Annotated in this window: 10 protein-coding genes; 9 read left to right on the forward strand and 1 reads right to left on the reverse strand. The window is 64.5% G+C overall.

What is annotated here, in order from left to right:
* Positions 1–179 precede the first annotated feature (179 nt).
* From mreB to tldD, 8 genes are all read left to right on the forward strand, one after another.
* On the forward strand, positions 180–1,217 hold the full coding sequence (mreB, locus tag Q6A47_RS07630) for a rod shape-determining protein MreB (RefSeq protein WP_039575577.1): 1,038 nt from the start codon (positions 180–182) through the stop codon (positions 1,215–1,217).
* Positions 1,218–1,441: 224 nt separating this feature from the next.
* A complete protein-coding gene (gene mreC, locus Q6A47_RS07635) occupies positions 1,442–2,443 on the forward strand; it encodes a rod shape-determining protein MreC (RefSeq protein ID WP_369811436.1) in 1,002 nt (333 codons plus the stop codon).
* Positions 2,443–2,931, forward strand: a complete 489-nt coding sequence (mreD, locus tag Q6A47_RS07640; protein ID WP_039575581.1) for a rod shape-determining protein MreD — start codon at positions 2,443–2,445, stop codon at positions 2,929–2,931. The genes mreC and mreD overlap by 1 nt, the downstream gene beginning before the upstream one ends.
* A gap of 29 nt (positions 2,932–2,960) precedes the next feature.
* Positions 2,961–3,551 (forward strand): Maf family protein, encoded by a 591-nt coding sequence (locus tag Q6A47_RS07645; protein WP_304483809.1) that lies wholly within the window; start codon positions 2,961–2,963, stop codon positions 3,549–3,551.
* 59 nt (positions 3,552–3,610) lie between these two features.
* Positions 3,611–5,068, forward strand: coding sequence for a ribonuclease G (gene rng / locus Q6A47_RS07650; RefSeq protein ID WP_039575586.1), 1,458 nt, complete (start codon positions 3,611–3,613; stop codon positions 5,066–5,068).
* Positions 5,069–5,147: 79 nt separating this feature from the next.
* Positions 5,148–8,957, forward strand: coding sequence for a YhdP family protein (locus tag Q6A47_RS07655; protein ID WP_304483811.1), 3,810 nt, complete (start codon positions 5,148–5,150; stop codon positions 8,955–8,957).
* A gap of 14 nt (positions 8,958–8,971) precedes the next feature.
* A complete protein-coding gene (locus Q6A47_RS07660; protein WP_304483812.1) occupies positions 8,972–9,823 on the forward strand; it encodes a carbon-nitrogen hydrolase family protein in 852 nt (283 codons plus the stop codon).
* A 2-nt stretch (positions 9,824–9,825) separates the two neighbouring features.
* On the forward strand, positions 9,826–11,265 hold the full coding sequence (gene tldD / locus Q6A47_RS07665) for a metalloprotease TldD (RefSeq protein ID WP_029613611.1): 1,440 nt from the start codon (positions 9,826–9,828) through the stop codon (positions 11,263–11,265).
* A gap of 113 nt (positions 11,266–11,378) precedes the next feature.
* Here the strand turns inward: tldD and yjgA are convergent, their stop codons facing one another.
* Positions 11,379–11,900 carry a ribosome biogenesis factor YjgA gene (gene yjgA, locus Q6A47_RS07670; RefSeq protein WP_037027981.1) on the reverse strand — a complete coding sequence of 174 codons (522 nt, stop codon included), beginning with the start codon at positions 11,898–11,900 and terminating at the stop codon, positions 11,379–11,381.
* 109 nt (positions 11,901–12,009) lie between these two features.
* Between yjgA and pmbA the strand changes: the two genes are divergently transcribed.
* Positions 12,010–13,356, forward strand: a complete 1,347-nt coding sequence (pmbA, locus tag Q6A47_RS07675) for a metalloprotease PmbA (RefSeq protein ID WP_304483813.1) — start codon at positions 12,010–12,012, stop codon at positions 13,354–13,356.
* The last annotated feature ends 65 nt before the right edge of the window (positions 13,357–13,421 follow it).

Here is a 13,421-nt window from a genome sequence, read left to right on the forward strand (position 1 = left end):
ACAGAATGCTTCCGTATTGAGGAACATGCCGGGATTCTGGCGGTCATACGGCCGCGATCATCGGCTGGCGTGCTCGGAAAAACTGCCAATTTACCATATTGGCTCCTTGCCCAAAATCCCTGCCATTGTTAGAGTTTGCCGCACTTTTTTACCCACGCTTTCCCCAGGGTCACTTTCCCATGTTCAAGAAACTGCGTGGCATGTTTTCCAGCGATCTGTCCATCGACCTGGGTACTGCCAACACCCTTATTTACGTGCGTGAGCGCGGTATTGTCCTGAATGAGCCCTCGGTCGTTGCCATCCGTACCCACGGCAACCAGAAAAGCGTCGTGGCCGTCGGCACCGAAGCCAAGCGCATGCTCGGCCGTACACCTGGCAACATTGCCGCCATTCGTCCGATGAAGGACGGCGTGATCGCCGACTTCAGCGTCTGCGAAAAGATGCTGCAGTACTTCATCAACAAGGTTCACGAAAACAGCTTCCTGCAGCCCAGCCCTCGTGTGCTGATCTGCGTCCCGTGCAAATCGACCCAGGTCGAACGCCGCGCCATCCGTGAATCGGCGCTGGGCGCCGGTGCCCGCGAAGTGTTCCTGATCGAAGAACCCATGGCCGCCGCAATCGGCGCCGGCTTGCCGGTCGAGGAAGCGCGCGGCTCGATGGTCGTGGATATCGGCGGTGGTACCACCGAGATCGCGTTGATCTCGCTCAACGGTGTGGTCTACGCCGAGTCCGTTCGCGTCGGCGGCGACCGCTTCGACGAAGCCATCGTCACCTATGTACGTCGCAACTACGGCAGCCTGATCGGCGAATCCACCGCCGAGCGCATCAAGCAGGAAATCGGCACCGCCTACCCAGGTGGCGAAATCCGCGAAGTCGATGTGCGCGGCCGTAACCTGGCCGAAGGCGTGCCGCGTGCCTTCACCCTGAATTCCAACGAAGTGCTCGAAGCGCTGCAGGAGTCCCTGGCGACCATCGTCCAGGCGGTCAAGAGCGCCTTGGAGCAGTCGCCGCCGGAACTGGCCTCGGACATCGCCGAGCGCGGTCTGGTGCTGACCGGTGGTGGTGCCCTGCTGCGCGACCTCGACAAGCTGCTGGCCCAGGAAACCGGTCTGCCGGTGATCGTCGCCGAAGACCCGCTGACCTGCGTCGCGCGCGGCGGTGGTCGTGCGCTGGAGATGATGGACAAGCACGCCATGGACCTGCTCTCCAGCGAGTGAGTCGCTTGCGCGTCGCTGTTCGCTGAAAATCCCCCGGTTTACAGGTGGCACACACAGTGCTACCTGTATGCGCTGGGCTGGCGTCCGTTGGGCGTCGTTTCCGTCAACCCGCAGGCAGGTGGTTGCATTGACCCTGTGCAATGACCGCCTGAATCGTCGTCCACGAGGAACGGCCCATTAAACCGCTTTTCTCCAAGGGCCCTTCGCTGGGCGTTCGTCTGCTCGTGCTGGTGGTGATGTCGGTCGCGCTGATGGTGGTCGACTCGCGCTTCGACGTGCTCAAACCGGTGCGCAGCCAGATGGGGCTGGTGCTGATGGAGTCCTATTGGGTCACCGATTTGCCGCAGCGTCTGTGGCAAGGCGTTGCCGGGCAGTTCGGCAGCCGCACCGAACTGATCGCCGAGAACGAGAAACTCAAGACCGAAGCGCTGCTGTTGCAGGGGCGTTTGCAGAAATTGGCCGCACTCACCGAACAGAACGTGCGCTTGCGCGAACTGCTCAACTCTTCTGCGCTGGTCAACGAGAAGGTCGAGGTGGCGGAGTTGATCGGCGTCGACCCCAATCCGTTTACCCATCGCATCCTGATCAACAAGGGCGAGCGCGACGGCGTGTTCCTCGGTCAGCCGGTGCTCGATGCGCGCGGCCTGATGGGCCAGGTGGTCGAGCTGATGCCTTACACCTCGCGGGTGCTGCTGCTCACCGACACCACCCACAGCATCCCTGTCCAGGTCAATCGCAATGGCCTGCGCGCCATCGCCAGTGGCACGGGCAATCCGGAACGTCTGGAGCTGCGCCATGTGGCTGACACCGCCGACATCAAGGAAGGCGATCTGCTGGTGAGCTCCGGCATGGGGCAACGTTTCCCGGCCGGTTATCCGGTGGCCACGGTCAACGAAGTGATCCACGACTCCGGGCAGCCCTTCGCCATCGTTCGTGCCATCCCCACCGCCGCGCTCAACCGCAGTCGCTACATGCTGCTGGTGTTCAGCGACCGACGCACGCCTGAGCAACGCGCCACCGATGCGGCCATCGCGCAGGAGGAGGCCGATCGCCAGGGTGCCAAGGACGCTCATCCGGGCGCGGCGACCGGCCAAGCGCCGGCCTCGACCGGCGACGCGCAGGGCCATGCTCCAGCTGCGTCTGGTTCCTCGGCGCCGGCGCACGGCTCGTCCACCTCTCATCCGGCCGCCACGCCAGCAGCGCCGGCCCAGCCGCGGAGTGAATGATGGTCAGTACCCGTAGCAGAAATGGCTGGGCGATCTGGCTGACCTTCGTCATCGGCTTGTTGCTCAGCGTGACGCCGATGCCGCAATTCATGGAAGTGTTTCGCCCCATGTGGCTCGCTTTGTTGCTGGCGTTCTGGACACTGGCGGTGCCGAGCAAGGTCGGCATGACCACTGCGTTCGTCCTGGGGCTGGCCGAAGACGTGCTGTATGGCACCCTATTGGGGCAGAACGCGCTGATTCTCACGTTGATCACGTTCCTGGTGCTGTCCTTGCAGCAGCGCCTGCGCATGTTCCCCATGTGGCAGCAAAGCCTGGTGATCCTGGTGGTGTTCGGCATCGCCCAGTTGATCCAGCTGTGGCTCAGCGCCCTGACCGGTAACCGCCTGCCGACCCTGGCGCTGGTCTGGTCGGCGGTGATCAGTGCCTTGCTCTGGCCCTGGATCAGCTTCGCCCTGCGTGGCCTGCGCCGACGCCTGCACATCCACTGACGCGTCGCCACTGACAGGGAGATGTCCACATGACCCAACTGTACCTGGCCTCCGGCTCGCCGCGTCGGCGCGAGCTGCTGGCCCAGATCGGCGTGCCGTTCACGCGGGTTCACGCACCCATCGATGAAACGCCGTTGCCCGCCGAAGCGTCACAGGCCTATGTCGAGCGTCTGGCACGGGCCAAGGCCGCAGCCGGTTTCGCCACGCTGACGGCGCCCGGCGTGGTGCTCGGGGCCGACACTGCGGTGGTGCTCGACGGCGTGATCCTCGGCAAGCCGGACGATCGCGAGCATGCGCTGGCCATGCTCGGCGATCTGTCCGGACGCGAGCACCAGGTGCTCACCGCCGTGGCGCTCACCGATGGCCAACGCTCGCTGAGCCTGTGCGTGGCCACCCAAGTGCGTTTTCGCGCCATCTCCTTCGACGAAGCCTGGCGCTACTGGGCCAGCGGCGAGCCTGTGGACAAGGCCGGTGGTTATGCCATCCAAGGCCTTGGCGCGGTATTCGTCAGCGCCATCGCCGGCAGCTACTCGGCCGTCGTCGGCCTGCCCCTGAGCGAAACCGCCGAGCTGCTCGAGCAGTTCGCCATCCCTTGCTGGCAGCACGAGGAAATCGCTTAACGCTGGCCAGACGTGCGCCCGCCATCCATGATTACCGAAGACCTTTGACGAGAGCTGCCATGAGCGAAGAGATCCTGATCAACATCACCCCGATGGAATCACGCGTGGCAGTGGTGGAAAACGGCGTGTTGCAGGAAGTGCATGTCGAGCGCACCCAGCGCCGCGGTATCGTCGGCAATATCTACAAGGGCAAGGTGGTGCGGGTGTTGCCGGGTATGCAGGCGGCTTTCGTCGACATCGGTCTGGAACGCGCAGCCTTCATCCATGCTTCGGAAATCTCCCAACGCGAAGGCTCGGCGGTCGAGACCATCACCGCCTTGGTGCACGAGGGCCAGGCCCTGGTGGTGCAGGTGACCAAGGATCCGATCGGCACCAAGGGCGCGCGCCTGACCACCCAGTTGTCGATTCCCTCGCGTTACCTGGTGTACATGCCGCGCAGCAGCCATGTCGGCATCTCGCTGAAGATCGAAGACGAAGCCGAGCGTGACCGCCTCAAACAGGTGGTCAGCGACTCCATGACCCAGGAAAACCTCAAGGACGCCGGCGGTTTCATCCTGCGCACCGCCGCGGAAGGCGCGCGGGCCGAGGATATCCTGCAGGACATCCGCTATCTGCGCCGCCTCTGGGAGCAGATCGCCAGCCAGATCCAGACCTGCGGCGCGCCCACCGTCATCTACGAAGACCTGGGCCTGGCACTGCGCACCTTGCGAGACCTGGTCCACCCGAAGATCGAGAAGATCCGTATCGATTCCCGGGAAACCTTCCAGAAAACCACGCAGTTCGTCGGCGAGCTGATGCCCGAGATCGCCGACCGCCTCGAGCACTATCCGGGCGAGCGGCCGATTTTCGACCTCTACGGTGTCGAAGACGAGATCCAGCGCGCGCTGGAGCGCAAGGTGCCGCTGAAGTCCGGTGGTTATCTGGTGGTCGACCCGGCCGAGGCCATGACCACCATCGACGTCAACACAGGCGCCTTCGTCGGCCATCGCAACCTCGAAGAGACGATCTTCAAGACCAATCTGGAAGCGGCCACGGCCATTGCCCGACAACTGCGCCTGCGCAATATCGGCGGCATCATCATCATCGACTTCATCGACATGGAAGATGAGGAACACCGCCGCCAGGTGCTGCGCACGCTGGAGAAGCAACTCGAGCGCGATCACGCCAAGACCAACATCATCGGCATCACCGAGCTGGGCCTGGTGCAGATGACCCGCAAGCGCACCCGCGAGAGCCTCGAGCAGGTGCTCTGCGAGCCCTGCCAGGCGTGCCAGGGGCGCGGCAAGCTGAAAACCCCGGAAACCATTTGCTACGAGATCTTTCGCGAGATTCTGCGCGAGGCCCGCGCCTACCAGGCCGAGGGCTATCGGGTGCTGGCCAATCAGAAGGTGGTCGATCGGCTGCTGGATGAGGAGTCGGGTAACGTCGCCGAACTGGAAGCGTTCATCGGGCGAACCATTCGCTTCCAGGTCGAGTCCATGTATTCCCAGGAACAATATGATGTGGTGCTGCTCTGACTCGCGCTGAATACCTCCGTGCTGTGGCGAAATCTGCGGGTGCGGCCATAGTTGATGGACGACTCGGAGGGCCTTGGCCATGGGACGTCTGAACCGCGTCCTGGGCGCGATGACCCGGTGGGGCCTTGGCCTCTGCGCACTGCTGGTCGTGTTACTCGCGCTGTATGTGAGTCTCGGCCGACAATTGGCGCCGCTGGTGGCCGAATACCGTAACGAGCTGCAGGACAAGGCCGAGCAGGCGCTGGGCATGCCCGTGCATATCGGCGTCCTGGAGGGACGCTGGAGCGGCCTGGCACCGGTGCTGCGGGTCAGCGACCTGCAATTGGGTGAGGGGGCGTCGGCGCTGCGCCTGGACGAGGTCAAGCTGGTACCCGACTTGTGGGCCAGCCTCAAGGCCCGCGAAGTGCGTCTGGCGCACATTCAGTTTGGCGGCCTGCAAGTGATCCTGCGCGAGAATCCACAGGGCGAGTGGCGCTTGGAAGGGCTGCCGAAAAAGGATGACGAGCCGTTCGATGCCGCCCAGGTGCTGCAGCGCCTGCGTCAATTGGGACGGGTCGATGTGTTCGACAGTCAGGTTACCCTCCAGCCGTTTGGACGCGACCCTCTCACCCTGACCTATGTCAGCCTCGGTCTGCAGGCCAGTCCCGCGCGGCAGTCCCTGGAACTGCAGGCAACCCTACCGGACGGCCAGCCTCTGGCGCTCAACCTGCGCAGTCGCGCCAAACCCGAGGCCTGGCGCGAAGGCGACTACCAAGCCTATCTGAGCCTGCCGCAGAGCGACTGGGCGCGCTGGCTGCCGCCCAGTGTGCTGGGCCAATGGCGGGCCAAGACCCTGCGTGCAGGCGGCGAGTTCTGGGTCGACTGGCGCGAAGGGCGCTTGCAGCGCGGCGTCGCTCGGCTCAACGCACCGACATTGCGAGGTGCCTACGCGGACCGCAAGATGATCACCCTGGACAATCTGGCCCTGTCTGCCTGGGTTCGCCAAGGGCGAGAAGGGTACGAGGCGGTGGTCGATTCGCTGGCGGCGAACATCGGCGACACTCGCTGGGAAAGCCACCTGCAGGCGCAGCAAGCACCCGCTACGGATGACTCAGGCGACACTTGGCACGTTCAGGCCGACCGCCTCGACCTGACGCCGATCACCCCGTTGATCGACGCACTGGCGCCGCTGCCCGACAAACTGATGACCGTAGTCGATGCGCTGAAGGTTACCGGTGCCCTGCGCAACGTGCGACTCGACATCCGCCCCCAGGCCGAAGGCGACCAACGCCTGGCGTTCGCCGCCAACCTCGACAACGTCGGCTTCGACGCCTACCACGGCGCTCCGGCGGCCGGCAATGTCAGCGGCAGCATCAGCGGCGATCTGGGCCAGGGCGAGCTGCGCCTGGACAGCGATGCCTTCATGCTTCACCTCTACCCGATCTTCGCCAAGCCCTGGCACTACCAGAAAGCCAATGCTCGCCTGACCTGGGCGCTGGACGACGACGGGTTCACCCTGATCGCGCCCTACATCAAAGTGCTCGGCGATGAAGGCAAGATCGCCGCCGACTTCCTCATTCGCTTCCGTTTCCACGAGCAACAGGCCGACTACATGGACCTGCGCGTCGGTCTGACCGACGGCGACGGGCGCTACACGGCCAAGTACCTGCCGCAGGTGCTCAGCCCGGCGCTGGATCAGTGGTTGCGCAGCGCCATCGTCAAGGGCGCGGTCGATGAGGGTTATTTCCAGTACCAGGGTTCGTTGAACCACGATGCGCCGGATCATTCGCGCAGCATCAGCCTGTTCTTCGACGTCCACGACGCCACCCTCGATTTCCAGCCCGGCTGGCCGCAGGTGCGGCAGGTGGACGGCAAGGTGCGCATTCAGGACAGCGGCGTGCATATCCAGGCCAACCAGGGCCTGTTGCTCGATACCAAAGTCAGCGACGTGCGCGTCGATATCCCTCACGTCGAGGGCGACCAGCACAGCCACCTGTATCTGGACGGCAAGTTCGACGGCAGCCTGGGCGACGGTCTGAAGATCCTCAAGCAGGCGCCCATCGGCACTGGCGAGATCTTCGCCGGCTGGGAGGGCGAGGGTCCGCTGCGGGGCAAGGTCAAGCTGGACATTCCCTTGGAGCACGGCATGCAGCCCAAGGTGAACGTCGATTTCGCCACCCATGATGCGCGACTGAAAGTGGAGCCGCCTGCGCTTGAATTGAGCCGCCTCAAGGGCGACTTCAACTTCGATCTGGACAAGGGTTTGAGCGGTAAAGACATCAGCCTGCAGGCCTTCGGTAAACCGGTCTCGGCGCAGATTTTCGCCGAAGGGCAGGGCGGCCAGATCCAGACCCGTATCCAGGCCAGCGGTCAGGTGGCACTCAAGGCGTTGACCGAGTGGCTGCAGTTCAAGCAGCCATTGCCGGCTTCGGGCGATCTGCCCTACCAACTGCAACTCAGCCTTGGCAGTCGTGACAACCGTCTGGACATCAACTCGTCGCTCAAGGGGCTGATCATCGACTTGCCGCCGCCGTTCGGCAAGGCCATGACCACGGTGCGCGACAGCAGCTTCGGCATGACCCTGCAAGGCGCCGAGCGACGCTTCGATGCGCGGTATGCCGACCTGGCGCAGTTGGCCTATGCCACCACCTTGGACAAGCCCGAACAGGGCCGCGGCGAGTTGGTGCTCGGCGGTGGTTCGGCCAACGTACCCGGTGCTCAAGGCCTGCGAGTGCGGGGCCGGCTGGAGACGCTGGACCTGGAGCCCTGGCAGCAGCAGATGGGCAAATATGCAGGGCAGGACCCTGGCGGCAGCGCGCGCCAGACCTTGCAGAGCGTCGACTTGAGCATCGGCCGGCTGAGCGCTTTCGGCACCGAACTCAATCAGGCCGTGGTGCGCCTGGCGCGGGTGGCCAGCGCCTGGGACCTGCGGCTGGACAGCCGCGAAGTGATGGGCAACGCCCGCCTGCCCGACGCCAAGGCGGCACCGATGGTGGTTACACTGCAGACCCTGCGTCTGCCCCCGGCCGATCCGCAGCAGGAAGCGGCCGACGATGCGCCGGACCCGCTGGCCTCCTTCGATCCACGCAAGGCGCCCATGCTCGACCTGAGCATCGACAAGCTCTACCGCGGCGACGATCTGTTCGGCAGCGCGGCGGTCAAGCTACGCCCAACGGCACGCGGCGTTTCGGTGAATGACATCAACCTCGATCTGAAGGGCCTGCGTGTCGATGGCAGCGCTGGCTGGGAGGGCACGCCCGACAGCAGCGCCAGCTGGTACAAAGGCCGCGTGCAGGGCGCGAATCTCGGTGATGTGCTCAAGGCCTGGGGCTTTGCGCCGACCGTCACCAGCCGCAGCTTCCGCATGGACGTCGACGGTCGCTGGCCAGGCTCGCCAGCCTGGGTCAGTCTCAAGCGCTTCTCGGGAAGCCTCGATGCTGCACTGCGCACCGGGCAGTTCGTCGAGGTCGAGGGCGGTGCCCAAGCCCTTCGCGTATTCGGCCTGTTGAATTTCAACTCGATCGGTCGCCGTCTGCGCCTGGACTTCACCGACCTGTTCGGTCAGGGCCTGGCCTATGATCGGGTCAAGGGCTTGCTGGTGGCCAGCGAAGGCGTCTATGTGACCCGCAAGCCGATCGCGGTGACCGGACCTTCGAGCAATTTCGAACTCGACGGTACGCTCGATCTTGTCCGTGACCGCATCGACGCCAATCTGCAGGTGACCCTGCCGGTCACCAACAACCTGCCACTGGCTGCGTTGATCGTCGGTGCTCCGGCGGTGGGTGGGGCATTGTTCCTGGTAGATCGTCTGATCGGCGACCGCGTTGCGCGCTTCGCCAGCGTGCATTATCGGGTTCAAGGTCCGGTCAAAGAGCCTAAGATCACATTTGTGAAACCCTTCGACAAATAGCTTCGGGAGCGGTCATGAAGTCAGCGGTGATCCAGATGGTCAGTCAGGATGATGTCCTGGCCAACCTGCAGCGGGCGCACGCGCTGCTGGAGCAGGCTGCCGCCGACGGCGCTCGCTTGGCTGTGTTGCCGGAAAACTTCGCGGCCATGGGTCGGCACGATGCCGCCGCCATCGGCCGTGCCGAGGCCCTGGGCCAGGGGCCGATACTGCCCTGGTTGAAACGTGCCGCCCGCGACCTCAAGTTATGGGTAGTGGCGGGCACGTTGCCGTTGCCACCGGTCGCTTCGCCCGAGGCCAAGGCCCACGCCTGTTCGTTGCTGGTCGACGAGCAGGGTGAAATCGTTGCCCGCTACGACAAGCTGCATCTGTTCGATGTGGATGTGGCTGACAATCGCGGACGCTACCGGGAGTCAGACGACTATGCGCCGGGTGCGCGCGTGGTGGTGGCCGATACCCCGGTCGGCAAACTGGGCCTGTCGGTGTGTTACGACCTGCGCTTTCCCGAGCTCTACAGCGCCCTGCGCGAGGCAGGAGCGGAGCTGATCAGCGCACCTGCGGCGTTCACCGCCGTGACCGGTGCGGCGCACTGGGAAGTGCTGATCCGTGCGAGGGCGATCGAAACCCAGTGCTACGTGCTGGCAGCCGCCCAGGGCGGGACTCATCCCGGAGGGCGTCAGACCCATGGTCAAGCGGCGATCGTCGACCCCTGGGGGCGGATCGTGGCCGAACAGGCGCGCGGCGAAGGTGTGCTGCTCGCTGCGCGCGATATTGACGAACAAGCGTCCATTCGGGCGCGCATGCCGGTGACTTCGCACCGGCGCTTTTTCTCGCAGGACGCCTTGCGGCCTGCGTTCACCGTGGAGTGACTATGAGCCAGATGTTATCGACCGTCAGCGATCAGCTCCTGGCACCGGGCGGACTGACCCTCGACAGCCTGCAAGCTGTGTTGGGTGAGTTGGCCGGGCCCGGCATCGACGCGGCCGACCTGTATTTCCAGGGACAGATCTCGGAAACCTGGGCGCTGGAGGACGGCATCGTCAAGGAAGGCAGTTTCAACCTCGACCAAGGCGTGGGTGTGCGTGCGCTGTCCGGCGAGAAGACAGGCTTCGCCTATAGCAATGCGATCAACCTTGAAGCGCTGACCTCGGCCGCCCGTGCCGCCCGGTCGATCTCACGCGCCGGCCAGAACGGCAAGGTTCAGGCGTTCCGCAGCCAGGACGTGGCCGCGTTGTATGCGCCGGACAACCCACTTGACGTGCTGAGCCGCGCCGACAAAGTCGAGTTGCTCAAGCGCGTCGATGCCGCCACCCGTGCCCTCGATCCGCGTATCCAGCAGGTCAGCGTCAGCATGGCGGGCGTCTGGGAGCGTATTTTGGTGGCGGCGGCCGATGGCAGTCTGGCGGCGGATGTGCGGCCCTTGGTGCGCTTCAACGTCAGCGTCATCGTCGAGCACAACGGTCGCCGCGAGCGCGGTGGTCACGGCGGGGGCGGGCGCACCGACTACCGCTACTTCACCGAGGCGCGCGTGATGGACTATGCGCGCGAGGCGTTGCGTCAGGCGCTGGTCAATCTCGATGCCCGACCGGCGCCGGCTGGCTCACTGCCGGTGGTGCTCGGTCCAGGCTGGTCAGGTGTGCTGCTGCACGAGGCGGTTGGGCACGGTCTTGAGGGCGACTTCAACCGCAAGGGCAGTTCGGCCTACAGCGGTCGCATCGGCGAAGCCGTGGCGTCGAAGTTGTGCACCATCGTCGACGATGGCACGCTCAAGGATCGTCGCGGCTCGCTGAGCGTCGACGACGAAGGCACGCCCACCGAGTGCACCACGCTGATCGAGAACGGCATCCTCAAAGGCTACATGCAGGACAAGCTCAACGCTCGCCTCATGGGCATGGCGGTGACCGGCAACGGCCGACGCGAATCCTATGCGCACCTGCCCATGCCGCGCATGACCAATACCTACATGCGCGCTGGCCAGAGCGATCCGCAGGAGATCATCGCCTCGGTCAAGAAGGGCATCTACTGCGCCAACCTGGGTGGCGGACAGGTGGACATCACCAGTGGCAAGTTCGTGTTTTCCACCAGCGAGGCCTACCTGATCGAAGACGGCAAGATCACCGCACCGGTCAAGGGCGCGACGCTGATCGGCAATGGTCCGGAGGCGATGAGCCGGGTGTCGATGGTCGGCAACGACCTGGCACTGGACAGTGGCGTGGGCACCTGCGGCAAGGACGGGCAGTCGGTGCCGGTGGGCGTAGGCCAGCCGACCCTCAAGCTCGATGCGATTACCGTAGGTGGGACCGGGGCTTGACGTATTCTGGGCGCGGTGCAGGCGCGGCGCCGTGTCGCGACCTGGGCGATGCGCTGCCGGCCGGCAGCGGTTTCGCCCGCGTTCGCCGGGCCAGCCCGCTCCTGCGCGTGCGCTCAGCGCAGGCCGCGTTGCAGTTCGTCGAGGTCGCGAATGTACTTGAATACCTTGCGCGCTGCGGCGGGCGGCTTGTTCCGTGCTTTTTCGTGCTGGGCATGGCGAATCAGCGAGCGCAGGTGCTGGCGATCGGTTTCGGGGAATTCGCTGACGAAACGCTCAAGGTCTTCGTCGTTGCCGTCGATCAGCCGGTCACGCCAGCGTTCCAGGCCATGGAAGCGTTCGTTGTACTGGCGTGTGGAGCTGTCGATCTGTTCCAGCAGCGCCTGGATGGCGTCCACATCCTGCACGCGCATCAGCTTGCCGACGAACGACATGTGGCGTTTGCGAGCGCCGTGGGCAGTGTGCCGGGAGGCTTCCTCCAGGGCCTTGCGCAGCTCGTCGGTGAGCGGCAGGCGCGCAAGGGTGTCGGGCTTGAGCGTGGTGAGGCGCTCGCCGAGTTCGACCAGTGCATGCAGCTCGCGCTTGATCTGGGTCTTGCTTTTTTCGCCGTCGAAGGCGTCGTCGTATGAATCAACCATGGTGGCAGTCCGCAGGAAATCGCCGCCATGATAACCAGTCGGGGGCCGCTTTGTCCGGCCCGGTCGCACAACGACCCTCGCCGAACGCAGAATTTGAGTGGAGAACACCATGAGTGCAGTCCAGAGCATAGGCCCCAAGGACCTGCCGGCGTTGCAGGAGCAGGTCGAAGCGATCGTCGCCGAAGCACGACGCCAGGGCGCCAGCGCCTGCGAGGTGGCGGTTTCGCTGGAGCAGGGTCTGTCGACCAGTGTGCGCCAGCGCGAAGTGGAAACGGTCGAATTCAACCGCGACCAGGGCTTCGGCATTACCCTCTATGTCGGTCAGCGCAAGGGCTCGGCGAGCACCTCGGCCAGCGGCGCCGAGGCCATCCGCGAGACCGTGGCCGCTGCCCTGGCGATCGCCAAGCACACGTCCGAAGACGAGTGCTCGGGCCTTGCCGATGCGGCCTTGATGGCACGTGAGCTACCTGATCTGGACCTCTACCACGATTGGAATATCGAGCCGGAGCGGGCCATCGAGATGGCCCTGGAGTGCGAGGCGGCGGCCTTCGATGCCGACCCGCGTATCCTCAACGCCGATGGCACCACCCTCAATACCCACCAGGGTGTGCGCGTGTACGGCAATAGCCATGGTTTCGTGGGTGGCTACGCCTCGACCCGGCACAGCCTGAGTTGCGTGATGATCGCCGAGGGCGAAGGGCAGATGCAGCGTGATTACTGGTACGACGTCAGCCGCCAAGGCCCACTGCTCGACGATCCACGAAACATTGGTCGGCGTGCGGCACAGCGGGCCGCCAGCCGACTGGGCGCGCGTCCGGTGCCTACCTGCGAAGTGCCCGTGCTGTTCGCCGCAGAGCTGGCCGGTGGACTGTTCGGCAGCTTTCTTTCGGCTATCTCCGGCGGCAGTTTGTATCGGAAGTCGTCCTTCCTCGAGGGCACGCTCGGTCAGCAATTGTTCCCCACCTGGCTGACGCTGGACGAGCGCCCGCATATTCCACGGGCGCTGGGCAGCGCCGCGTTCGATGGCGACGGGCTGGCGACCTATGCCAAACCGTTCGTCGATAAAGGTGAGCTGGTGTCGTACATCCTCGGCACCTACTCCGGTCGCAAGCTGAAACTGCCGAGCACCGCCAATGCCGGGGGCGTGCACAACCTGTTCGTGACCCATGGTTCAGAAGACCAGGCTGCGTTGATCCGACGCATGGGCCGTGGTCTGCTGGTGACCGAACTGATGGGGCACGGGCTGAACATGGTCACCGGTGACTATTCCCGCGGCGCGGCGGGTTACTGGGTGGAGAACGGCGAAATTCAGTTCCCTGTGCAGGAGGTGACCATCGCCGGAAACATGAAGGACATGTTCCGGCAAATTGTTGCCATCGGTGGCGATCTTGAGACCAGAAGCAACATTCACACGGGTTCCGTGCTGATCGAGCGCATGACCGTCGCGGGCAGTTGACTGTCTGAAGTGAAGCGATGATGTACAAAACCCGGACGAAGCGCCGGGTTTTTTATGTCCGCTTT

Origin of the sequence: Pseudomonas boreofloridensis (assembly GCF_030580795.1) — a bacterium.
In the GTDB taxonomy this organism is placed as follows: domain Bacteria; phylum Pseudomonadota; class Gammaproteobacteria; order Pseudomonadales; family Pseudomonadaceae; genus Aquipseudomonas; species Aquipseudomonas boreofloridensis.

What these genes read in the sequence shown, in the direction of transcription:
- rng (WP_039575586.1), top strand. Translation starts at nt 3,611, where the DNA reads ATGAGCGAAGAGATCCTGATCAACATCACCCCGATGGAATCACGCGTG.
- Q6A47_RS07655 (WP_304483811.1), top strand. Translation starts at nt 5,148, where the DNA reads ATGGGACGTCTGAACCGCGTCCTGGGCGCGATGACCCGGTGGGGCCTT.
- mreB (WP_039575577.1), top strand. Translation starts at nt 180, where the DNA reads ATGTTCAAGAAACTGCGTGGCATGTTTTCCAGCGATCTGTCCATCGAC.
- pmbA (WP_304483813.1), top strand. Translation starts at nt 12,010, where the DNA reads ATGAGTGCAGTCCAGAGCATAGGCCCCAAGGACCTGCCGGCGTTGCAG.
- mreD (WP_039575581.1), top strand. Translation starts at nt 2,443, where the DNA reads ATGGTCAGTACCCGTAGCAGAAATGGCTGGGCGATCTGGCTGACCTTC.
- Q6A47_RS07660 (WP_304483812.1), top strand. Translation starts at nt 8,972, where the DNA reads ATGAAGTCAGCGGTGATCCAGATGGTCAGTCAGGATGATGTCCTGGCC.
- Q6A47_RS07645 (WP_304483809.1), top strand. Translation starts at nt 2,961, where the DNA reads ATGACCCAACTGTACCTGGCCTCCGGCTCGCCGCGTCGGCGCGAGCTG.
- yjgA (WP_037027981.1), bottom strand. Translation starts at nt 11,900, where the DNA reads ATGGTTGATTCATACGACGACGCCTTCGACGGCGAAAAAAGCAAGACC.
- tldD (WP_029613611.1), top strand. Translation starts at nt 9,826, where the DNA reads ATGAGCCAGATGTTATCGACCGTCAGCGATCAGCTCCTGGCACCGGGC.